Source organism: Vagococcus jeotgali (assembly GCF_035918315.1).
Classification (GTDB): Bacteria; Bacillota; Bacilli; order Lactobacillales; family Vagococcaceae; genus Vagococcus; species Vagococcus jeotgali.
In genome coordinates this window covers 1470967-1491996 of sequence record NZ_CP142146.1, presented here as the reverse complement: position 1 = coordinate 1491996, position 21030 = coordinate 1470967, and the positions used below count along the sequence as shown (strand labels likewise).

General features: G+C 34.6%; 23 protein-coding genes. 17 read left to right on the top strand and 6 right to left on the bottom strand.

Translation table 11 applies throughout. The features are described 5' to 3' along the window. Positions 1–134: 134 nt before the first annotated feature. The 9 genes from VSF34_RS07445 (at position 135) to VSF34_RS07405 (ending at position 6045) form a co-directional block, all read left to right on the top strand. On the top strand, positions 135–665 hold the full coding sequence (locus VSF34_RS07445; RefSeq protein ID WP_326716706.1) for a YqeG family HAD IIIA-type phosphatase: 531 nt from the start codon (positions 135–137) through the stop codon (positions 663–665). After that, a complete protein-coding gene (gene yqeH / locus VSF34_RS07440) occupies positions 658–1767 on the top strand; it encodes a ribosome biogenesis GTPase YqeH (RefSeq protein ID WP_326716705.1) in 1110 nt (369 codons plus the stop codon). Before VSF34_RS07445 ends, yqeH begins: the two co-directional genes overlap by 8 nt. 16 nt (positions 1768–1783) lie before the next feature. Beyond that, positions 1784–2095 carry a ribosome assembly RNA-binding protein YhbY gene (gene yhbY, locus VSF34_RS07435; RefSeq protein WP_326716704.1) on the top strand — a complete coding sequence of 104 codons (312 nt, stop codon included), beginning with the start codon at positions 1784–1786 and terminating at the stop codon, positions 2093–2095. Between the two features lie 15 nt (positions 2096–2110). Beyond that, complete coding sequence (locus VSF34_RS07430; RefSeq protein ID WP_326716703.1) at positions 2111–2746, top strand: nicotinate-nucleotide adenylyltransferase; 636 nt, start codon at positions 2111–2113, stop codon at positions 2744–2746. Between the two features lie 4 nt (positions 2747–2750). Beyond that, positions 2751–3338, top strand: a complete 588-nt coding sequence (yqeK, locus tag VSF34_RS07425) for a bis(5'-nucleosyl)-tetraphosphatase (symmetrical) YqeK (protein ID WP_326718048.1) — start codon at positions 2751–2753, stop codon at positions 3336–3338. A 27-nt stretch (positions 3339–3365) separates the two neighbouring features. Continuing rightward, entirely contained in the window at positions 3366–3707 is a 342-nt protein-coding gene (rsfS, locus tag VSF34_RS07420; RefSeq protein ID WP_326718047.1) for a ribosome silencing factor, read from the top strand. After that, positions 3707–4441, top strand: coding sequence for a class I SAM-dependent DNA methyltransferase (locus tag VSF34_RS07415; RefSeq protein ID WP_326716702.1), 735 nt, complete (start codon positions 3707–3709; stop codon positions 4439–4441). Before rsfS ends, VSF34_RS07415 begins: the two co-directional genes overlap by 1 nt. Before the next feature lie 78 nt (positions 4442–4519). Further along, positions 4520–5716, top strand: coding sequence for a nucleotidyltransferase (locus VSF34_RS07410; protein ID WP_326716701.1), 1197 nt, complete (start codon positions 4520–4522; stop codon positions 5714–5716). Beyond that, entirely contained in the window at positions 5713–6045 is a 333-nt protein-coding gene (locus tag VSF34_RS07405) for a DsrE family protein (protein WP_326716700.1), read from the top strand. The genes VSF34_RS07410 and VSF34_RS07405 overlap by 4 nt, the downstream gene beginning before the upstream one ends. A gap of 33 nt (positions 6046–6078) precedes the next feature. Here the strand turns inward: VSF34_RS07405 and fni are convergent, their stop codons facing one another. The 5 genes from fni to VSF34_RS07380 form a co-directional block, all read right to left on the bottom strand. After that, on the bottom strand, positions 6079–7131 hold the full coding sequence (fni, locus tag VSF34_RS07400; RefSeq protein ID WP_326716699.1) for a type 2 isopentenyl-diphosphate Delta-isomerase: 1053 nt from the start codon (positions 7129–7131) through the stop codon (positions 6079–6081). Between the two features lie 2 nt (positions 7132–7133). Next, positions 7134–8243, bottom strand: a complete 1110-nt coding sequence (locus tag VSF34_RS07395; RefSeq protein ID WP_326716698.1) for a phosphomevalonate kinase — start codon at positions 8241–8243, stop codon at positions 7134–7136. Between the two features lie 14 nt (positions 8244–8257). Further along, positions 8258–9256: a diphosphomevalonate decarboxylase gene (mvaD, locus tag VSF34_RS07390; protein WP_326718046.1), complete on the bottom strand. Its 999-nt coding sequence runs from the start codon at positions 9254–9256 to the stop codon at positions 8258–8260. Between the two features lies 1 nt (position 9257). Beyond that, the gene (mvk, locus tag VSF34_RS07385; RefSeq protein WP_326716697.1) at positions 9258–10199 is read right to left on the bottom strand and encodes a mevalonate kinase; all 942 of its coding nucleotides are present in this window, start codon (positions 10197–10199) and stop codon (positions 9258–9260) included. Between the two features lie 204 nt (positions 10200–10403). Then, entirely contained in the window at positions 10404–11186 is a 783-nt protein-coding gene (locus tag VSF34_RS07380; protein WP_326716696.1) for a peptidylprolyl isomerase, read from the bottom strand. Between the two features lie 223 nt (positions 11187–11409). Between VSF34_RS07380 and obgE the strand changes: the two genes are divergently transcribed. The 4 genes from obgE (at position 11410) to VSF34_RS07360 (ending at position 15042) form a co-directional block, all read left to right on the top strand. Then, on the top strand, positions 11410–12723 hold the full coding sequence (gene obgE / locus VSF34_RS07375; protein WP_326716695.1) for a GTPase ObgE: 1314 nt from the start codon (positions 11410–11412) through the stop codon (positions 12721–12723). 166 nt (positions 12724–12889) lie between these two features. Beyond that, the gene (gene rnz, locus VSF34_RS07370; protein WP_326716694.1) at positions 12890–13819 is read left to right on the top strand and encodes a ribonuclease Z; all 930 of its coding nucleotides are present in this window, start codon (positions 12890–12892) and stop codon (positions 13817–13819) included. Between the two features lie 19 nt (positions 13820–13838). Beyond that, entirely contained in the window at positions 13839–14633 is a 795-nt protein-coding gene (locus VSF34_RS07365) for an SDR family NAD(P)-dependent oxidoreductase (RefSeq protein WP_326716693.1), read from the top strand. 10 nt (positions 14634–14643) lie between these two features. Then, on the top strand, positions 14644–15042 hold the full coding sequence (locus VSF34_RS07360) for a LapA family protein (RefSeq protein ID WP_326716692.1): 399 nt from the start codon (positions 14644–14646) through the stop codon (positions 15040–15042). A 66-nt stretch (positions 15043–15108) separates the two neighbouring features. On the opposite strand, the gene VSF34_RS07355 is transcribed toward VSF34_RS07360, so the two are convergent. Further along, positions 15109–15762 (bottom strand): metal-dependent transcriptional regulator, encoded by a 654-nt coding sequence (locus VSF34_RS07355; protein WP_326716691.1) that lies wholly within the window; start codon positions 15760–15762, stop codon positions 15109–15111. A gap of 154 nt (positions 15763–15916) precedes the next feature. On the opposite strand from VSF34_RS07355, the gene VSF34_RS07350 reads away from it, so the two are divergent. From VSF34_RS07350 to nifJ, 4 genes are all read left to right on the top strand, one after another. Then, positions 15917–16273: an arsenate reductase family protein gene (locus VSF34_RS07350; RefSeq protein ID WP_326716690.1), complete on the top strand. Its 357-nt coding sequence runs from the start codon at positions 15917–15919 to the stop codon at positions 16271–16273. A 15-nt stretch (positions 16274–16288) separates the two neighbouring features. Then, positions 16289–16579, top strand: a complete 291-nt coding sequence (locus VSF34_RS07345) for a glycine cleavage system H family protein (protein ID WP_326716689.1) — start codon at positions 16289–16291, stop codon at positions 16577–16579. A gap of 197 nt (positions 16580–16776) precedes the next feature. After that, on the top strand, positions 16777–17223 hold the full coding sequence (locus VSF34_RS07340; protein WP_326716688.1) for a flavodoxin: 447 nt from the start codon (positions 16777–16779) through the stop codon (positions 17221–17223). A gap of 93 nt (positions 17224–17316) precedes the next feature. Next, positions 17317–20856: a pyruvate:ferredoxin (flavodoxin) oxidoreductase gene (gene nifJ, locus VSF34_RS07335; protein WP_326716687.1), complete on the top strand. Its 3540-nt coding sequence runs from the start codon at positions 17317–17319 to the stop codon at positions 20854–20856. The last annotated feature ends 174 nt before the right edge of the window (positions 20857–21030 follow it).

Below are 21030 nucleotides of genomic sequence, written 5' to 3'. Positions count from 1 at the left end.
AATCCTTTAAACTCTTTGGAATGATTTTCAAAGAGTTTTTTCATTACAGGTGAAATATTGACAAAAGTAGCGTATAATGATAAGTGCTAAAGGAGTGCGTATGGACTCCTATTTTTTTATGAGAGGAAGAAGATATGTTTTTAGAATATAAACCAACGTGGATGATTGATAAAATTTATGATATTACTCCAGAACAATTAAAAGCTCATGGTATCAAGGCTGTATTAACAGATTTAGATAACACATTAATTGCTTGGAATAATCCAGATGGTACCCCAGAATTACTTGCATGGATTAAGTCTATGAAAGAAGCTAATATTCCTGTCATTGTTGTTTCAAATAATAAAGCCTCACGAATTGACCGTGTTGTCAGTCACTTAGGGTTAGACTATGTATCACGTGCTATGAAACCATTCCAAAAAGGCTTTAAGGAAGTTGAGAAGAAATATAATATTCCAAAAGGTAATTTAATTATGGTTGGAGATCAGCTGATGACAGATATCAAAGGTGCAAATAAAGCAGGGATTAAAACTGTTTTAGTTAAACCTATTGTAGAGTCAGATGCGTGGAATACAAAGTTTAATCGAACAAGAGAAAAATATATTATGAACTATTTATTGCAACATCATTCTGATATGAAATGGAGGACATCATTAAATGACTGAAGAATATAAATGTATAGGTTGTGGGTCTACTATTCAAACAACGGATAAAGAAGGAATTGGTTACACACCAAAATCGGCTTTAGAAAAAGGGATTGAATCAGGGGAATTATATTGTCAGCGCTGTTTTAGACTGAGACACTATAATGATATACAAGATGTGGCTATGACAGATGGTGACTTTTTAGCTTTACTAAATACGATTGGCACAAAAGATGCTTTAATTGTAAATGTGGTCGACATTTTTGATTTTAGTGGAAGTTTAATTCCTGGTTTGCATCGCTTTGTTGGGGATAACCCAGTTTTACTTGTTGGAAATAAAGCTGATATTTTACCAAAATCCCTTAAAAAAGGTCGCTTGATTCAGTGGATGAAAGAGCGTAGTCATGAAGCAGGTTTACGTCCAATAGATGTTACACTAACAAGTGCGAAGAAAAAAAACGATATTCAAGAATTACTAGAATTAATCGATGAGTACCGTGACGGGCGTGATGTTTATGTAGTTGGTGTAACGAATGTAGGAAAATCGACATTAATTAATGAGATCATTAGACAATCAGCTGGTGTTGAAGATGTGATCACAACATCCCAGTTTCCTGGAACAACTCTTGATTTAATTGAAATTCCTTTTGAAGATGGGACTTGTTTGATTGATACGCCAGGAATTATTCACCGTCATCAAATGGCTCATTATCTAGGGAAAAAGGATTTAAAACTTGTCTCTCCTAAAAAAGAAATCAAGCCAAAAGTATACCAATTAAATGAAGAACAAACTTTATTTTTAGGTGGACTTGCTAGATTTGATGTCATTAAATCTGAAAAGATGGGCTTTATTGTTTATGCCTCAAATGATTTAGATCTACACCGTACAAAACTAGAGGGTGCAACAGAATTTTATGACAAGCATGTGGGAGGACTTTTACAACCACCACGTGAAGACGAAGTAGCTGACTTTCCAGAACTTGCTCGTTTTGAATTTTCAATTAAAGAAAAAACAGATTTAGTTTTTGCAGGTCTTGGTTGGGTGACTATTCCTAAAGCTTGTGTTGTGGCAGGTTGGGCACCTAAAGGCGTAGATGTGACAATTAGGAAATCTCTCATATAAGAAAGAAGGAAATTAAATGACATTAAGAGGTAAACAAAAACGATTTTTAAGAAGTGAAGCACATCATCTAGATCCAGTCGTACAAATAGGAAAACATGGTTTAACAGCTAATGTGTATGAGCAAATTGATGATTTATTAGAAAGACGTGAACTGATTAAAGTGACGTTTTTACAAAATACAGATGAGGACATGGAAGATGTTTCGTGGCGACTAGAAGAAGAGTTAAATTGTATAGTTGTCCAAAAGATTGGCCGTATTTTAGTTGTATACCGTCCATCATCAAAAGAAAAATTTCAAAAAATTTCATATCAAGTTAACCGAATTTAAGGACGGTCGTCAGATATGAAAAAACAATCATTTGTCAAAACAAAAACGAGTCCGAAGACTTTACCAATTCAAAAGAAAAAAAAGCGAGTTGGTTTATTAGGTGGTGGTTTTAATCCTGTGCATATGGGACATTTAATCATGGCTGACCAAGTATTTGACCAGTTGTGTTTAGATGAATGTTACCTAATGCCAACATTTAAATCACCTCATGTAGATGAAAAGCGAGTAATTGAAGCAAGTGATAGGGTGGAGATGTTAAAATTAGCAGTTGAAACTCATGAGCATTTAGGTATTGAATTAACAGAGATTAACCGTGAAGGTAAGAGTTACACTTATGATACAATCAGCTACTTAAAAGAAATTCACCCAGATGTTGATTATTATTTTATTATTGGAGCCGATATGGTGGAGTACTTACCTAAGTGGTATAACATTGATGAATTAGTAGATATGGTCCAATTTGTCGCAGTAAAACGTAATGGACATACTGAAAAGTCACCTTATCCACTTATTTGGGTAGATGCTCCGCTAATTGATATCAGCTCAAGTATGATTCGTAAAAAAATATCAAAAAACAGTTCTATTAAGTACCTTTTACCTGATAATGTGGTAGACTATATACATAAAAAAGGATTGTATGGTTATGAATGAGGCAATAATTTATACAGATAAGTACATCATGATTTCAAGAGATGAGTTGCTTGAAAAAGTAGCTAACCAGATGTCAAATCATAGATTTCAGCATGTTTTACGTGTAGAAAAAAAGGCTTTGGAATTAGCAAGACGTTATCATGTTAACCTTGAACAAGCTAGTATTGCAGCTTTAGTCCATGATTATGCCAAAGAAAGAGATGATGGTGAGATGATTAAGCTCATTAAATCTCAAGATTTTTCCAAAGAATTATTAGAGTATGGGAATCCTATCTGGCATGGTATTGTTGGTGCTTATATTATCGAGGAAGAGCTTGGTATTACGGATCAAGATATACTTGATGCTGTGAGGCTTCATACAACAGGAGCTGCTAATATGAGTGAGTTGTCTAAATTAATTTATGTGGCTGATTATATCGAAGAGGGACGTGATTTCCCTGGTGTTGATGAGGCAAGAAAGTTATCTGAAATTGACTTAGATGAAGCAGTTAAATTTGAAGCTTATCAAACTTTAAATTATTTATTAAAAAGAAAACAAAGAATTTACCCAAAATCTATTGAAACGTATAATACTTGGGTAGTTAACAATTAGGAGGAATTCATTATTAATAGTCAACAAATTTTAGAAATGGCAGTAAAAGCTGCAGATGATAAAAGAGCAGAGGATATTGTTGCTTTAGATGTTTCAAAAGTATCATTATTAGCAGATTATTTTATTATCTGTCATGGTAATAGTGACAAACAAGTTTTAGCAATTGCAAAAGAAATTGTAGATGAAGCATACAAACACGAGTTAGTTGTGAAACGTGTTGAAGGTAAAGAGTCGGCAAAGTGGGTATTAATTGATTTAGGTGATGTGATTTGTCACGTATTCTACGGTGAAGAGCGTGAATTTTATAACTTAGAAAAATTATGGTCAGATGCTCCTCTTGTAAATATTGATAATATGGTTGTGGAGTAATGACAAATTACCGAACATTTGCCCGAATTTATGACGAGGTAATGGATAGCTCAACTTATGAAGATTGGTTAATGTTTACAACAAGACATATTAGGCCTGAAGCTAAGTCAGTATTAGAGTTAGCTTGTGGAACAGGCATATTATCTGTTGAACTAGCTAATATTGGACTAGATGTGACAGGAGTAGATTTATCTGAGGATATGATAAAACTAGCTAATGAACGTCGCTATGTTGATGATGAGTGTCTAAGATTTGAAGTAGGGGATATGTTAGATTTAAAAAAACAAGATGAGTTTGATGTCGTAACATGCTACTCTGATTCTTTATGTTATATGCCTGATGAGCAGGCAGTAGCACGTGTATTTAAAGAAGTTTATAAAGCCTTGAAACCTGAGGGAATCTTTATTTTTGACGTACATTCGATCTATCAAATTGAGGAAGTATTTAGTGAGTATAGTTATCATTACCAGACAGATGAGTTTGCTTTTTTATGGGAGAGTTATCCAGGAAGTGTCCCTTATAGTGTGGAACATTTTTTAACATTTTTTATTCCAGAAGGAAAAGACACATTCAAACGTTTCGATGAATTACATGAAGAGCGTACTTATTCTATCGAGACATATAAAGATTTATTACAAAAAGTAAGATTTAAACAAGTCAAATTATTTTCTGACTTTACTGATACTCCACCGACAGATTCATCAACACGTTGGTTTTTTGTTTGTGAGAAATAATGGTATGACATTATTGGAACGAGGAAGGCTATCCCAGCTCCCTCGTTTTTTTGTCATATGATGAAGAGGAGAGAGAAGATGAGTCTATCTAGTTGTGGTTTAATTGTAGAATACAACCCATTACATAACGGGCATCTCTACCATATAAAAAAAGCAAGAGAAGAGACACAAGCTGATTGTTTAGTAGCAGTTATGAGTGGGAATTTTTTACAACGAGGTGAACCTGCTATTTTAGATAAGTGGAAACGAGCTGAGATTGCTCTTTTAGCAGGAGCTGATTTAGTAATAGAATTGCCTTTTGCAAGTGCTGTTCAATCAGCTGATTATTTTGCTCATGGTAGTATTCAAATTTTACAAGCTTTAAATGTAGACTTTCTATGTTTTGGAACAGATAGTAAGGAAAAACTTGATTATGCTACTTTTGGTTTGACTCATAAGATATATGAGTCACAAATCAATCAAAGATATCAAGAGATGAAAAATAATGGTATGAGTTATCCCCAGCAAATGACTACAATATATAGAGAAATTATACCGAATTGGCCCTTAGATTTTTCATCTCCTAATCATATATTAGGTATGAGTTATGCAAAGGAAAATGCTAAGTATAAGCAACCGATGACTTTATTTCCAATTAAGCGTCAAGGCTCAGGCTACCATGATGAAACAGTGAATAAAACTGAATTTTCTAGCGCCACTAGTATTAGAAAAATTATGTTAGAGGATACTAAAAGAATAAATGAAATAAAATCAAGTATTTCACCTCATACCTATCATCAGTTATCAACATCACGTTTAGCTAGTTGGGATGTAGCTTGGCCTTATTTAAAATATGCTATCCTAACTCTTTCTTATCAAGAATTAGCTAATATTTATCAGATGACTGAAGGGATAGAATACCGAATCAAGGATTGTGCTAAAAAAGCAATAAGTTTTTCTCAATTTGTTGAGTTAGTTAAGACAAAACGCTATACTTGGACTAGAATTCAACGATTAGCTACTTACATTTTAAATCACATTAGTCTTGAAAATATTAAAAAAAATAAGGAAAATCCATATATTAGAGTACTAGGATTTAATGATATGGGTAGGTCTTATTTAAGACAAGAGAAAAAGCAGTGTCTTTATCCTATTATTACTAAGATAGATAGAAAAAATGAAGAGAGTGCGTCGTTAGATATTAAAGTTGGGGAAGTATACAATCTTATAACAGGATCAAAGGATCCACAAGATTATTACCGTTCCCCAATCTATGTAAAAGGAGAGAGAGTATGAAAGTCGTATTTCATATCCACGATTTAAACAAATGGCAAACTGTATTAACGAATGTTTCTAATTTATTAAAAAAAGGTGAAGGTAAAGTCAAAAAAGTTGAAGTTGTAGCTAATGGTGCTGCTGTTCAAGGTTATAAGATGGATCATCATATGGATAAGATAGTTGTCTTATCTACAGATTTTGGAGTCCATTTTAATAGCTGTCAGTTTGCAATGGCGCATCAGCACATGACACAGGATGAATTGCCAAAATTAATTCAAGCAGTGCCATCTGGAGTTTTAAGACTAGCAGAATTACAACATGAAGGTTATGCGTATATTAGAGTTTAACAGTATAAATAACAAAGAGGCTGATAATTGACATCAGCCTCTTTTTTTATGAATTGGGATATTCCGTTCTTGACACCAATGTGTTAATTCTTGATTTAATATAAAAGGTTTATCTTTAATATCAGATATCTGTTTAGCACCTATCATAGTCATTAAGAAAGTTAATTCTTCTTTCCACTGTTGAACTTGTTGAATAGTAGCAGCATTTCCTTTAGTTAAAATCAAATTTAAAAACTCTCCTGAAATACCAACGGCTGAAGCACCTAATCCAAAAGATTTTAGCATATCTAAAGGAGTTTTAATACCACCAGATGAAATAATAGTAGTATTATATAAAAATGGTTGTGCTTCTAGTAAAGACTCTACCGTTGTTTGTCCCCAATCCATAAGATAATTATATTCCTTTTCCTCACGGCGTTCATTTTCAATTTGGATAAAATTAGTGCCCCCTCTACCAGCTACATCAATGATTGAAACACCCACCTCAGTGAGTTTTGTCATAGTCTCTTTTGCCATACCAAAGCCGACTTCTTTAACAATAACAGGCACATCAAGGTTAGTCGTGATATGTTCAATATTTTTCAACCACATAGTAAAATCACGGTCACCTTCTGGCATGACAAGTTCTTGTGGAGTATTTAAATGAAGTTGTAAGGCATTAGCTTCGACTAAGTCAACAACTTTTTTTGCATTATCTAGGGAATGGTGGGCACCAAGATTTGCAAAAATAATACCATCTGGATTGACTTTCCTCACAATACGAAAGCTATTTTGTAAATCAGGTTGTGTTAAAGCAATACTGATTGAACCAAGAGCCATGGCAAGTTTTGTCTCTTTAGCAACATAAGCTAAGTTTTCATTAATCACTTTAGCTTTATCACTCCCACCTGTCATTGCATTAATAAAAAAAGGAGTGTCAAGATTTAAATCAGCAATAGAGGTATTAAGCGATATGTCACTAACTTTTGTTTGAGATAGGGATTGGTGGATAAATCTCATCCCCTCAAATCCATTGAAACGAGGTGTGTCATATTGCATTTGTGCATAGTGAATGTGCTGATCTTTTCTATTCCATGATGTTGTCATAACTATAGGTCTCCAGTAATAGCTTTGTGAGAAATATCTGGTGTTTTATAAACTTGTAGAGGTAAATTCATAATACCTTTCTTCTCCCAAGCAGACACCATAGGTAAAATTTCTTCTTCCTGCTTAAAGATGACAATACCACAATCACCACCACCAGCACCAGAAGATTTAGCCGCCCCATGAGCATCTTCAGCAATTTGACAAAGATCTCTTAAGGCCTGTGTTTCAATATCAACACCACTTTTATTTGCTAGAGATTGTAACAAAGAGCGATTTAAACGAATACCTTCTTGAACGTCTCGAATGTTACCATCTTTAAAAGCTGCAATTAAATTAGAGACACAAGCATGACTCTTAGTTAAAAATTCTCGGTAAAAACCATTCATTTCATCTTGCTCGTCTTGCATACTATCAACTAAGAGTGTCGTAGAAGCAGGAGAGCCTGTCCAGCCAATTAATAAGCGTAAATCCTCAGGGGATTCAAGAGGTTCAATCATTAGTTTTGGCCATGTTTCTTCTAATAATTCTGTAAATGTCAAAGTATGATGTGTTAAGTGATTAATCAACCAGTCACGCTCAAAGCATGAATAAGCAATCCAGCCTTCATAAGAGCTTGCAGCTAAGTCACCAAAAGAGCCATTACTATTTAAAGATAGGTGGGTGATGGCGGCTAATTTATAAAGTAATTCAGCGGTATATTCTATGTCATAAAATTTTAAAATCGCTTTAATCGTTGCTATAGTAACAGCCCCGCTTGAACCTAAGCCGTATTTACGTCCATCTTTATTATCCAATTCACTTTCAATAGTTAGATCAAAATATTTTAAAGTATAACCTAATTCTTTTAGGTACGTTTCAACAATACTTACAGAACTGGCAATATATGAAAATGGGTTATCGCGTTGGTCCATGTAAAATTTACCATTACGCCTTGTCCAAGGAATGGATATCCCATTTGAATAACGTGAGCATATACTACCTTGTTTATCAGCTTGTTTCAGAGTAACTGTTATAAATTGATCGAGTGCTACGATTAGAGCAGGTTGTCCTGGTTCTAACACAGCGTATTCTCCAGCAATATAAAGTTTCCCTGGTGCACTTGCTTTTATCAAAAATATCTCTCCTTTTAATAATCCCAATCGTCCTCAGTCAAATAAGTCAATCCTGAACCAACTTTAGACGGGATGATTTTACTCTCATCAAAATCGTGGCGTAACTGTTTCATAATATTAGGCATGTCTGATTGTTGACAGAGTACCTTAACATTAGGTCCAGCATCCATCGTGATATAGCACGGAATCCCGTTTTCTCTAATTTCCTTTACTTTTTGAATAGCTCTAACACTATCTGGTTCCCAGTAGGAAATGGGAGGGGTTGCGCCTAGCATGCTACCATGCATCTTCATTCCATTAGATTCAGTAATCTCTCCTAGACGGATAAAGTCTTTTTCTTTAATGGCTTGTTTTATTTCTTTTAAATCAACTGCTGCACTATTAACCCAAGCCGGGTAAAAAGGGGAAGTAGCTACTGTTTCTTTCATTCCCTTGCGACTTGAGAGTTTTTTCTTACTAGTATTGACTGCGATGACAATCATACCAATATCCCAAGAGGCATCATCAACAGGTATAGCATAACTTGAAGTCGAATCATTTTCTACGCCCATTTGCCACTCAACAAAGCCACCATATAAACTTCTTGTTGCACTACCACTACCACGTCTTGCAAAAGTAGATAGTGTTTTAGTATCTAAGTCTAATTCTAGAGCTTGGTTTAAAGCACCACTTAAGGCAGCATAAGCAGAAGCTGAAGAGGCAAGCCCAGCTGCTGTTGGAACATGATTAAAGCTAGTAATGATCATATTATCTTGTATATCAGCTTCTTTTCTAAATAAGTCTAGAAATTTAGACATTTTTTGTGTCTCTTCAACCGACTGTTTTTTACCATTTAAGAAGAAGACATCTTCTGTGGCATTTGGATCAATTTTTACTTGAGTATCTGTAAAAAAAGCATCTAAGGTTAGTGAGAGACTACTATTCATGGGTAAAAATAAGGCTTCATTTCTCTTGCCCCAGTATTTAATTAAGGCAATATTAGTATGTGCCCGGCATCTACCTATTTTTTTCAATTTATTCACTCATTTCATAGAGCCAAGTTTGTTTTGCTCCAGCATGTTTAAGTTCTTGTGCAATGTTTTTGGCATCATCTTTATTTTTTGCTAGGGCAATCATGCAACCACCACGTCCACCACCTGTTAACTTAGCACCTAGAGCATTATGATCAAGTGCTGAGTTAACTAATATGTCTAATTCAGGACTAGAAATATCTAACTCTTTCAATAAATTATGAGTTTGGTTCATGACTTGACCTAATTTTTCAGGTTGGTTATGTTGTAAGTAAGATAAACCATCATAGGTTAAATGACCTAACTTATCTATTATATCTTGAAAGTACCCTGTCTCACAAGTCTCTAATTTTTTAGAAAGACTACTCACAGCCTCTTTAGTCTGCCCAGTTATTCCAGTATCAGCCACGACTAAAAAAGCACTAAGGTTTAACTCAATGTCTCTAGGTGGTTGGTTTTTAATAAAGCAAACGCTACGGTGACCGCTTGTCATGAGAGCATCTAGCCCGCTAGGATTACCATGAGCAATTTTTTCAGAAATACCAACAATTTCTAATAACAGCTCATCTGTTAGAGGGGATTTAAAAAAATCAAAAATAGCTCTTGTTGTTGCCACAGCAACAGCAGCACTGGAACCCATACCACGCTCTGCAGGAATTTGACTATCAATCGTAATATTAATAGGTGTTGATTCTTGATTAAGTGTTACTAAACATAATCTAACGACCTCCCTCAAGCTCTCCAACAGCTCAGGTAAATCATCGATTAAACCGTGGTAAAAGTCGCAATGAATTTCTGTTTTTTCTTGTGACGTTGTGACAAGCGTTTGAGTTGTTACAGCTTGAAAAGGCAAAGCAATTGACGGCTTACCATAAACAACAGAATGCTCACCTAGTAAAATAATTTTACCATTAGCCACTCCGTTTCCTTTTTGTTGATGTATCATTATGTCGTCCTCATTTTATCTTAATCATAGCCAATTTTTGGCGTCTATATGTATGTGTATTAATTTGTGAATCATCCATTCACATCATACACAAAGTTTATAAGAAAGGTGTCATCTAAGACACTTCTTTTATAAAATCTTATAAAATTTTAACTTATAAGCATGAAAAGACCCCTGAATAAATTGTTCAGAGGTCAAGCTGTCTTATTTTTTTGCTTCTTGTAAAATATTGATCTTTTCAATCTTCACATCTTTGACAGGTTTATCAGCTTCTCCAACTTTGACACTAGCAATTTTATCAACCACATCCATGCCATCAATAACTTGTCCAAAAACAGTATGGCGACCATCTAAATGAGGAGTGCCACCTTTTTTGTAAGCATCAATCATCTTACTAGGAACATCTTCACTAAGTAACCCATCTGACATGTCATCATTATTTTGTACAATAAAGAATTGACTTCCATTTGTATTTGGTCCGGAGTTTGCCATAGATAAAGCACCTTTTATATTATAAAGTTGATTAGAAAACTCATCTTCAAATGGTTCTCCCCAAATACTTTCACCACCAGTACCAGATCCATTAGGGTCCCCACCTTGAATCATGAAGTTTTCAATAACACGGTGGAAGATAAGCCCATCATAATACCCATCTTTTGCATGAGTTAAAAAGTTTTCGCTTGCTTTTGGCGCGATACTTGGGAATAATTTGATTTTCATTGAACCTTCAGTTGTAACCATTTCAACTAAGGCTTCGTTATCAGCTACATCTTGACTTAACTGGGGTAGCTCAAGACTATTAATATCTTCTTTTTTAGTCTTGTCTTCACTATTTTTAGTTGAGTCATCTGTTTTTGTTGTTTGTTCTGTTTTTTCAGAAGATTTGTTGGTTTGATCACTTGCTTTTTTATCAGAACCACAAGCACCTAAAAGAGTTACTGAAAGCAGTAGTGTTGTTGAGATTAATAACCATTTATTTTTTTTCATTTGAGTTGTATTCCTCCGTATCAAATTCATTTATGTGTCACATCAGTATCATACTAACAGACTTCAAAACAGTTGCCAATAAAAAAAGTAAGATAGAAACTGAATTTTAGCAAAGCTTTAGGATAGATAGAAAAGAAAATAGAAGAAAATAGAAGTTGGTAGACAAATAAAACACTAACAGATACAATAAGGGGAAGACTTATATAGAAAAGAGGTGGGCAATATGTCCATGTTTTTAGATCAAGTAACCATTGATGTTAAAGCCGGCAACGGTGGAGATGGCATGGTAGCTTTTAGAAGAGAGAAATATGTACCAGATGGTGGCCCAGCTGGTGGAGATGGTGGACGTGGTGGAGATATTTTCCTAATCGTCGATGAAGGATTACGTACCTTAATGGATTTTAGATTTAACCGCCGATTTAAAGCTAGTCCAGGTGAGCATGGTATGAGTAAGGGGATGCACGGACGTGGTGCAGAAGATACTTATGTTAGTGTCCCACCAGGAACAACTGTTAAAGATAAAGAAACTGGAAAAATTTTAGGTGATTTATTAGAAAATGGACAAACCCTTTTAGTAGCTAAAGGTGGACGTGGTGGGCGTGGAAATATTCGTTTTGCAACACCTAGAAATCCAGCACCAGAAATTTCAGAAAACGGAGAACCAGGACAAGATAGAAAACTTGAATTAGAACTTAAAGTTTTAGCTGATGTAGGTTTAGTTGGTTTCCCTTCAGTAGGTAAATCAACATTATTATCAGTTGTCTCTCAAGCAAGACCTAAAATTGGTGCTTATCATTTTACGACTATTGTCCCTAATTTAGGAATGGTCACAACAACTGATGGTAGAAGTTTTGTTATGGCAGATTTACCTGGCCTAATTGAAGGAGCTTCAGAAGGAGTTGGACTTGGTACTCAATTTTTACGTCATATTGAGCGGACTAGGGTTATTTTACATGTGATTGATATGAGTGGTATGGAAGGTCGCGATCCTTTTGAGGACTACATGTTAATCAATAAAGAGTTAGAATCCTATGACTTAAGACTTATGGAGCGTCCACAAATTATTGTAGCCAATAAAATGGATATGCCAGACTCAGAGGAAAATTTAAAAATCTTTAAAGAAGAGTTAGCAAAATTAAAAGATAACGAGTGGGATGAAGATGCACCAATCTTCCCAGTATCAGGTATTACTAAGCAAGGCTTAGATCCTTTGTTAAATGCAACAGCAGATCTTTTAGAAGTAACACCTGAGTTTCCGATGTATGTGGAAGAAGAGGAAGAAGATGTTGTTAGCTACATCTTCCAAGAAGAAGGACCAGAATTCACAGTTGCCAGAGATGATGATTCTACTTGGGTCTTATCAGGTGATAAGTTAGAAAAACTGTTTACAATGACTAACTTTGACCGTGAGGAAAGTACAATGAAATTTGCTCGTCAACTACGTGGTATGGGTGTAGATGAAACACTTAGAACTATGGGAGCTAAAGATGGAGATTTAGTTAGAATTAAAGATTTTGTCTTTGAATTTGTTGACTAAGCTACGTCATACTCTATAAAACGTCATCATAAGGCATCAAACGCTATAATCATTTGCTGACTTTAAGTGTTTGATGCCTTATTTTGTCTAAAATAACTTGTTTAGACCATTAACAGATAGTAAGATAGATGAAAGAGACAAAGATAAAAAGAAAAGTAGGAAAATCATGGAATTACAATTTTTAGGAACAGGTGCAGGCGTACCATCTAAACAAAGAAACGTTACAAGCATCGCATTAAAATTACTAGACGAGCGAAATGAAGTCTGGTTATTTGATTGTGGTGAAGGAACTCAACAACAGATATTAGAAACAACCATTCGACCAAGAAAAATCACAAAGATATTTATTACTCATTCACATGGTGATCATATACTAGGTTTACCTGGTTTAGTTAGTAGTCGCTCATTTCAAGGTGGGGAAGATGCTTTAGATATATATGGTCCAAAAGGCATTAAGGATTTTTTAGAAATGAGTTTAAAAGTGTCAGGTACGCATTTAAAATACCCAATTAACTATTATGAAATAACCGAAACAGGTTTGATTTTTGATGATCAAACATTTAGTGTTTACTGTGAGCACTTAGATCATAGAATAGAGTGCTTTGGTTACCGAGTTGTAGAAAAGGATCATATTGGTGAATTAAATGTTGAAAAATTAAAAGCAGAAGGAATACCGCCAGGCCCAATTTATAAAGATATCAAAAGTGGTCAAGTGGTAACTTTAGCTGATGGTCGTGTGATTGATGGGAAAGATTTTGTAGGAGATACCATTAAGGGCCGTGTAGTGACTATACTTGGTGATACTAGACTTCACCCTAATTGCTTTGTGTTGTCAAAACATGCTAACGTGTTAGTTCATGAGAGCACTTTTGGTGGTAGTGAAAGTAAAATGGCTAAAAGTTATTATCATTCTACCAGTTTACAAGCAGCTTCTGTTGCTTATAAATCAGAAGTGGATCAATTATTTTTAACTCATATTAGTGCAAGATATTTAGGTAGACAAGCTTTAGAGCTAGAAGAAGAAGCTCAAACTATTTTTCCAAATAGTAAGATTGTAAAAGATTTTGATACATTTGATATTCCGTTGAAAAAATGAGAAAGAGGTTAGTTAGTGTATGTCTGCTAAATTATTAGGAAAAGTTGTCTTAATCACTGGAGCTTCTAGTGGTTTAGGTGAAGAGATTGCCTATGAATCAGCTAAGAAACAAGCTACTTTAGTGTTGTGTGCTAGGAATATAAATAAATTGCAAAGAGTGGCAGATGTTTGTCATAGTTTGTCAAAACAGCCTGTATATGTTATTTCTTTGGATATTTCAAATTATGATAGTGTGATGAAGGCCATAGCTGTAGTAAAAGAGACAGTCTGTCATGTTGATATTTTAGTGAACAATGCTGGAGTAGGTTTATTTACTAACTTTTTAGATATGTCTTATGAAGATATGAAAAAAATGATGTCTGTTAATGTATTAGGCTTAATGACCTTAACACAGCATATAGCTTTAATGATGGCAAAAGTAGGTTCAGGACACATTATTAATATTGCTTCTCAAGCTGGGAAAATGGCAACACCAAAATCTAGTGTTTATTCTGCTAGTAAGTTTGCTGTGATTGGTTTCTCCAATGCTCTTCGCTTGGAAGTGAAACCTTTAGGGATAAAAGTTACAACGATTAATCCAGGGCCAATTAAAACTAATTTTTTTGAAACAGCAGATCCAACAGGCAATTATTTAGAAAACATTGGAAAAATGGCGATAGAACCTGCATATCTAGCTAGAAAAATAGTGAGTATTTATGGAAAAAGTAAGCGTGAGATAAATACGCCTTTCATAATGGAAATGGGAAGTATAGGCTATCATTTATTTCCTAAATTAGGTGATTATTTAGCAGGTAGTTTATTTAATAAAAAGTAAAGTGGAGGTCATGATGAAAAATACAACAAAGTTAATTATTATGTTGATTTTATTATTTGTAGTAGTGTTGTTTGCAGTGATTAATGCCCAACCTGTTAACATTAATTTTATTTTTGCTGAAAAAAGAGTTCCTTTAGTACTAATCATCATCATATCTGTCATAGTAGGGGCTTTAATTGCTTTAATTGGAACAACAAGTAGTATATGGAAAAAAAATCGAGCGATTAAAGAGTTAGAAGCAAAAATACATCACCACACTCAAGATGAAACAGCTCACATGGATGCTAATAGTCACTATCAAATCAAAGATTTAGAAGCTCAATTAAAGGAAAAAGAGATTGAATTATCTGAATTGAGACATAATATGGTGAATCAATTAATAAAAGAAAACAAAGAAGATGACGTATAAATAACAACAGAATATATTAAAAAGACCGTCTATCAAAAAAGCTTAAATTTTTTGATAGACGGTCTTTTATTTATTTGAAAAAATGATTTGTGCTTGCTTAAAGCTGATGTGATGAGGTGTGTTATTATCATTAATTGAAAAGATAATTAACTCATTGAAATCATCTACTTGATTGATATGAATTGTATCACCAATAGATAAGTTAATGGAATCTAAAAAAGTTAAGATCGACACATCATCCATAACACGCTTAATGACAACATTTTGTCCTTTTTCAAAGTCAGTTAATGGAATAGTAGCAGGTTCTCTAAAATGTGTTTCCGTTGGGATAATACCACCATGAGGGCAGTTTTCGGGTTGGTTTAAAAAATTATATAGTCGCTCAAAAAACACAGAATCTTTAACATGTTCCAACTCTTCTGATAAGTGATGTAAATCAGGTAATGAATAACCTAGTTTATCAAATAAAAATGTCTCAATAATACGGTGGTTACGAATAATCATAATCGTTTGCTTTAAACCATCCTCCGTAAGTTTTGCCCCGGTATAAGGTTTATATTCAATGAGACCATCTTTTTGAAGTTTTTCAACCATTTCACTAACAGAAGCAGGTGAGACTTTAAGATGTGTGGAAAGAGCCTTGTTAGATACAAACGTATCAATGCCGTCGTTTTCATAAATTGCTTTTAAATAATCTTCCTTGTTTGAAGACCTAGACATATTGCTACCTCCTACTCAAAATTCGGTTAAACACATGTTAACTCACACTAGTTTATCATAAAAAAATAAAAATGACAGGAAAGCTTTTATTCTTTTTTTTATAATATGATATACTGATACATGAAACCGAAAATAAAGAAATGAGGACGATTTAATGACAACTTTTTATTGGTATCCAAAATGTTCAACATGTAAGAAAGCCCAAGCTTGGCTAAATGTTAATCATATCGAGTATAATGTCATCAACATGATTGAAACACCACCATCAAAAGAGCAATTAGTAACATGGATGAGTGATAATGATTATCCAATTCGTCGTTTTTTTAATACCAGTGGTGGGCGTTATAGAGAACAAAATTTAAAAGAAATAGTTAACACGTTCACAAAAGAAGAAGCAGCTCAAAGGCTAACTGTAGATGGTATGTTAATTAAGCGTCCAATTTTAGTTGTTGGAGATAAAGTTTTATTAGGATTTAAAGAAGAACAATACGAAGAGCTATTGCTTAAATAATAAGGAGGGTATGTCATGTCACAAGGAAATTTATGGTTTAAAACTGATAAAGAAGTGATCACAGTTGGTCTAACAGCTCAAGCTCAAGATGACTTAGGTAGTATCACTTTTGCGATGTTGCCTAAAGTTGATCAATTAATCAAATTAGGTGAGCCAGTTATTGAGTTAGAAGCAGAAAAAGCTGTGGTAGAGTACGAATCGCCAGTAGAAGGAAAAGTTGTTCGTGTGAATGAAGAGGCACTAAATAATCCTAAACTACTAGATGAGCCTGATGCTTGGCTATTTTCAGTTATTGAAGTTATTTAGTAATATGAATATGGGAGATATTATCTTTTGATAAAGAGATGATATCTCCTTTTGTGTGAGAATAATTTAGGAAAAAAAGTAATAATTTTCACATTTTTAGAAAATCTGTGTTCATAAAGTATTGTAATTATGTTAAAATTCTAGATGAGAATGCTTGTGAAAATATATATAATAAAAACAAGAGAGGTAGATAATAGATGGCTTTAGTAAAAATAGTTTATGCAAGTATGACTGGTAATACTGAGGGGATTTCTGAAATTGTTGAAGAGTTATTCATTGATGAGGGCATGAGTGTTGAACGTGAGGAATGTTCAGATGTTGACCCAGACTTTTTTGAAGATGCTGACATTTGTATTGTTGCAACGTATACTTATGGTGATGGTGATTTACCTTTTGAAATAGAAGACTTCTTTGAAGAATTAAAAGAAGAAGATTTATCAGGAAAATACTTTGGTGTTGTTGGTAGTGGTGATACAGAGTATGGTGAATTTTACTGTCAGTCTGCCAAAGATTTCGTTGAACAATTTAAAAAGACAGGTGCCTCAATGGGTGCTGATTTAGTGATGATTGAACATGAAGCAGATGAAGATGATGCACAAGGCTTAGAAACATTTGTTAAAACCTTAGCAGCACGTGTGGAATAAAAAACGCTGAGTTTGACGATTTGAAATAATGATAAACTAAGGTTGACAAGTCCTTCGTCAGCCTTTTTTATTTAGAAAAAGAAGGGTAAAAAAATGACAGAATTAAAAAAAATAACGATGGATGGGAATACAGCAGCAGCTTATATTTCCTATGCTTTTACAGAACTTGCAGCAGTTTATCCTATCACCCCCAGTTCAACAATGGCAGAAGTTGTTGAAAGCTGGTCAGTTAAATCAAGAAAAAATATATTTGATGAGCCTTTAAAGATTGTGAATATGCAATCAGAGGCAGGAGCTGCAGGAGCTGTTCATGGTTCATTAAAAGCAGGAACTCTAACATCTACTTATACGGCTTCACAAGGTCTGTTACTGATGATTCCTAATATGTATAAAATTGCTGGTGAATTACTTCCAACTGTCTTTCATGTTGCTTCACGTGCTGTTACAACTAATGCTCTTAGTATCTTTGGAGATCACGGGGATGTTATGGCAGCTAGGCAAACAGGATTTTGTATGCTAGCTGAAGGATCTGTGCAAGAGGTGATGGATTTATCAGGAGTAGCTCATTTAGCTAGCTTAGAGGCTAGTTTACCTTTTATGAATTTTTTTGATGGGTTTAGAACGAGCCATGAAATTCAAAAAATTGAGGTTATCCCGTATGATCTGTTAGCTAAATTAGTAGATCAAGAGGCTCTAGCTCATTTTAGAAAACGTGCTATGAATCCCAATCATCCTAGTGTATCAGGGACGGCGCAAAATCCTGATATTCATTTTCAACAAAGAGAAACGGTAAATGAGCATTATAACCAAGTACCTAAAATTGTTCAAAAATATATGAATGAGATTAATCATATTAGAGGAACAAATTATGACTTAACGACATATTACGGTGATCCAGAGGCAACAGAGGTAATTATCTCTATGGGGTCAGTTTCAGCTACTATCAGACAAACTGTTGATTATCTAAATCAATCAGGTAAAAAGGTCGCTCACTTAAATATTCATTTATATCGTCCATTTCCAACTGAGAATGTTTTAGAAAAACTACCAAAAACAGTAGAAAGAATAGCTGTCTTAGATAGAACAAAAGAACCTGGAGCTGATGGTGAGCCTTTGTTATTAGATATTCAAAGTGCGATGTACCGACACCCAAATCGTCCGATTGTTATTGGGGGTAGGTATGGTCTAGGGTCAAAAGATGTACCGCCAAATCAGATAAAAGCTGTTTTTGATCACTTAGCTGGTCCTGTAGATAAATTATTATACCGCTTTACAATAGGTATCAATGATGACGTGACCCACTTATCACTACCAGTTGGTGATACAATCGATTTATTACCAAAGTCGACTTACCAAGCGAAATTTTGGGGATTTGGTTCTGATGGAACAGTGGGAGCTAATAAACAAGCAATTAAAATCATTGGGAATCATACTGATTTATATGCTCAAGGATATTTTGCTTATGACTCTAAAAAATCAGGAGGTCTAACCACATCTTACTTGCGCTTTGGCCCAGAAAAAATCGATGCACCATATTTAATTGATACAGCTAATTTTATAGGCTGTCACAACGGGTCTTACTTGCATCAATATGATTTAATTGATTGCTTAAAAGAAGGCGGAACGTTTCTACTTAATACAACGTGGGATAAGGAGCGTGTATTACGGCTTCTACCTAAAAAAATAAAAAAACAATTAGCTGATAAAAAAGCTCATTTTTACATTATTGATGCTTTGTCAATTGCCAGAGAGGTTGGATTAGGTCGTAGAATTAATCAAGTTATGTCAACAGCCTTTTTTGAATTAAACAAATTAATGCCCCAAGAAGAGTATCTAACTTATTTAAAAGAAGAAGTTGAGGGAGCATATGGTAATAAGTCAGCAGTTATTGTGGAAAAAAATCAAAAAGCAATTGATCTGACCCTTGAAGCTTTAACTAAAGTTGACATTCCTAGTGAGTGGGCAGAGATTCAATTAAAAGAAAGTCAAGTCGATTTATCTAAACCAAAATATGTTAGAGAAATTCTAGAACCAGTGAATAGACAAGAAGGTAATGACTTAAGTGTTAAAACATTGATTGATAATGAGATGATTGATGGGAGCATCCCACTTGGTACAGCAGCCTTTGAAAAACGAGGTATTGCTTTAGAAGTACCTGAGTGGCAACCAGGTGCCTGTACGATGTGTAATGAGTGTGCTTTTATTTGTCCTCATGCAGCTATTCGTCCATTTTTAGTTGACGAAGAAGAAATGGAAGAAGCGCCAAGTGGTTACATTACACGTGACATGCGTGGTGCTGATGGGGTTAAGTATCGTATTCAAGTGTCTCTTGAAGATTGTACGGGATGTGGATTATGTGTGGATATTTGTCCAGTAAAAGACAAAGCTTTAGTGATGAAACCATATGAAGAACAAAAAGAAGAGGCAATTAACTGGGCCTTTTCAATGACCTTAAAACAAAAAGACAATCCAGTTAAAAAATTAGAGTCTATTAAAGGTTCACAATTTGAGAAACCATTAATGGAATTTTCAGGAGCTTGTTCTGGATGTGGGGAGACGACTTATGTTAAATTACTAACCCAGCTTTACGGTGATAGAATGTTAATGGCTAATGCCACAGGTTGCTCGTCAATTTGGGGAGCATCTTCTCCTGCAACACCTTATACAACAAATGAAGCTGGACAAGGACCTGCTTGGAGTAATTCTTTATTTGAGGATAATGCTGAATTTGGTTTAGGAATGTATTTAGCAAATAAAACACAGCGTGAGCATGTGGCCAACTTAATGAAAACAATTCTTGATGAAGGCCTGGGTTCAGAAAGTCTAAGAGAGTTGATGAATGACTGGATTGAACATATGAACATAGGGGATGGCTCACGTCAACGTTCTACTAAATTAGAAGCTGCACTATTAGAAGAAAAAGGAGGCTTAGAAAAACTAAATATGCTCTATGATAAGCGAGACTTATTTGTGAAACCAAGCCAGTGGATTATTGGTGGTGATGGTTGGGCTTATGATATTGGTTTTGGTGGGATAGATCATGTGTTTGCTAGTGGTGAAGATGTTAATATTTTTGTTATGGATAATGAGGTTTACTCCAATACTGGTGGTCAGACGTCAAAAGCAACACCAACAGCCGCTATTGCAAAATTTTCTTCATTAGGAAAAAGAACAGCTAAAAAAGATTTAGGTATGATTGCGATGACTTATGGCAATGTTTATGTGGCACAAATAGCTATGAATGCTAATCCAACACAAACAATTAAAGCTATTGCAGAGGCTGAAAGCTACCCTGGTCCATCACTTATCATTGGTTATGTTCCATGTATTAATCATGGTATTCAAGGCGGGATGAGCGAAGCGATTGAAGTAACCAAAAAAGCTGTAGAGTCTGGGTACTGGCCATTATACAGGTTTAACCCAGAGTTAGCACTAAAAGGTAAAGAACCTTTAAAAATTGACTATAAAAAAGCGGATTTTGATACACTTCCTGATTTCTTTAATTTCCAGTCACGTTTTTCTTCATTAGAAAACGTGTTAGATAGTCAAGAAGAGGCAACTCATCTACTTGAAAAATCAGCAGATGAGGCTATTGAGAAGGCACAAACATACAAACATTTATCAGGTAAATAATAAAAAGAAGGAGAAAGACGTAAAAATTGTCTTTCTCCTTCTTTTTGTTTAAATAAATACGCTTAACCATGATTTTATTTTTCCCATCTTTTTTTGCCTCGTAAAGAGCTTCATCAGCTAATGTAAAAATTTGATTTGAGTTTGGCACATCAGTTTGAACATCTTGTAAGTGCA

What these genes read in the sequence shown, in the direction of transcription:
- fni (WP_326716699.1), bottom strand. Translation starts at nt 7,131, where the DNA reads ATGACAACATCATGGAATAGAAAAGATCAGCACATTCACTATGCACAA.
- yhbY (WP_326716704.1), top strand. Translation starts at nt 1,784, where the DNA reads ATGACATTAAGAGGTAAACAAAAACGATTTTTAAGAAGTGAAGCACAT.
- VSF34_RS07360 (WP_326716692.1), top strand. Translation starts at nt 14,644, where the DNA reads ATGATGAAAAATACAACAAAGTTAATTATTATGTTGATTTTATTATTT.
- VSF34_RS07415 (WP_326716702.1), top strand. Translation starts at nt 3,707, where the DNA reads ATGACAAATTACCGAACATTTGCCCGAATTTATGACGAGGTAATGGAT.
- yqeH (WP_326716705.1), top strand. Translation starts at nt 658, where the DNA reads ATGACTGAAGAATATAAATGTATAGGTTGTGGGTCTACTATTCAAACA.
- VSF34_RS07380 (WP_326716696.1), bottom strand. Translation starts at nt 11,186, where the DNA reads ATGAAAAAAAATAAATGGTTATTAATCTCAACAACACTACTGCTTTCA.
- VSF34_RS07365 (WP_326716693.1), top strand. Translation starts at nt 13,839, where the DNA reads ATGTCTGCTAAATTATTAGGAAAAGTTGTCTTAATCACTGGAGCTTCT.
- nifJ (WP_326716687.1), top strand. Translation starts at nt 17,317, where the DNA reads ATGACAGAATTAAAAAAAATAACGATGGATGGGAATACAGCAGCAGCT.
- VSF34_RS07355 (WP_326716691.1), bottom strand. Translation starts at nt 15,762, where the DNA reads ATGTCTAGGTCTTCAAACAAGGAAGATTATTTAAAAGCAATTTATGAA.
- VSF34_RS07340 (WP_326716688.1), top strand. Translation starts at nt 16,777, where the DNA reads ATGGCTTTAGTAAAAATAGTTTATGCAAGTATGACTGGTAATACTGAG.
- VSF34_RS07350 (WP_326716690.1), top strand. Translation starts at nt 15,917, where the DNA reads ATGACAACTTTTTATTGGTATCCAAAATGTTCAACATGTAAGAAAGCC.
- obgE (WP_326716695.1), top strand. Translation starts at nt 11,410, where the DNA reads ATGTCCATGTTTTTAGATCAAGTAACCATTGATGTTAAAGCCGGCAAC.
- VSF34_RS07445 (WP_326716706.1), top strand. Translation starts at nt 135, where the DNA reads ATGTTTTTAGAATATAAACCAACGTGGATGATTGATAAAATTTATGAT.
- VSF34_RS07345 (WP_326716689.1), top strand. Translation starts at nt 16,289, where the DNA reads ATGTCACAAGGAAATTTATGGTTTAAAACTGATAAAGAAGTGATCACA.
- VSF34_RS07405 (WP_326716700.1), top strand. Translation starts at nt 5,713, where the DNA reads ATGAAAGTCGTATTTCATATCCACGATTTAAACAAATGGCAAACTGTA.
- VSF34_RS07430 (WP_326716703.1), top strand. Translation starts at nt 2,111, where the DNA reads ATGAAAAAACAATCATTTGTCAAAACAAAAACGAGTCCGAAGACTTTA.
- rnz (WP_326716694.1), top strand. Translation starts at nt 12,890, where the DNA reads ATGGAATTACAATTTTTAGGAACAGGTGCAGGCGTACCATCTAAACAA.
- mvk (WP_326716697.1), bottom strand. Translation starts at nt 10,199, where the DNA reads ATGATACATCAACAAAAAGGAAACGGAGTGGCTAATGGTAAAATTATT.
- VSF34_RS07410 (WP_326716701.1), top strand. Translation starts at nt 4,520, where the DNA reads ATGAGTCTATCTAGTTGTGGTTTAATTGTAGAATACAACCCATTACAT.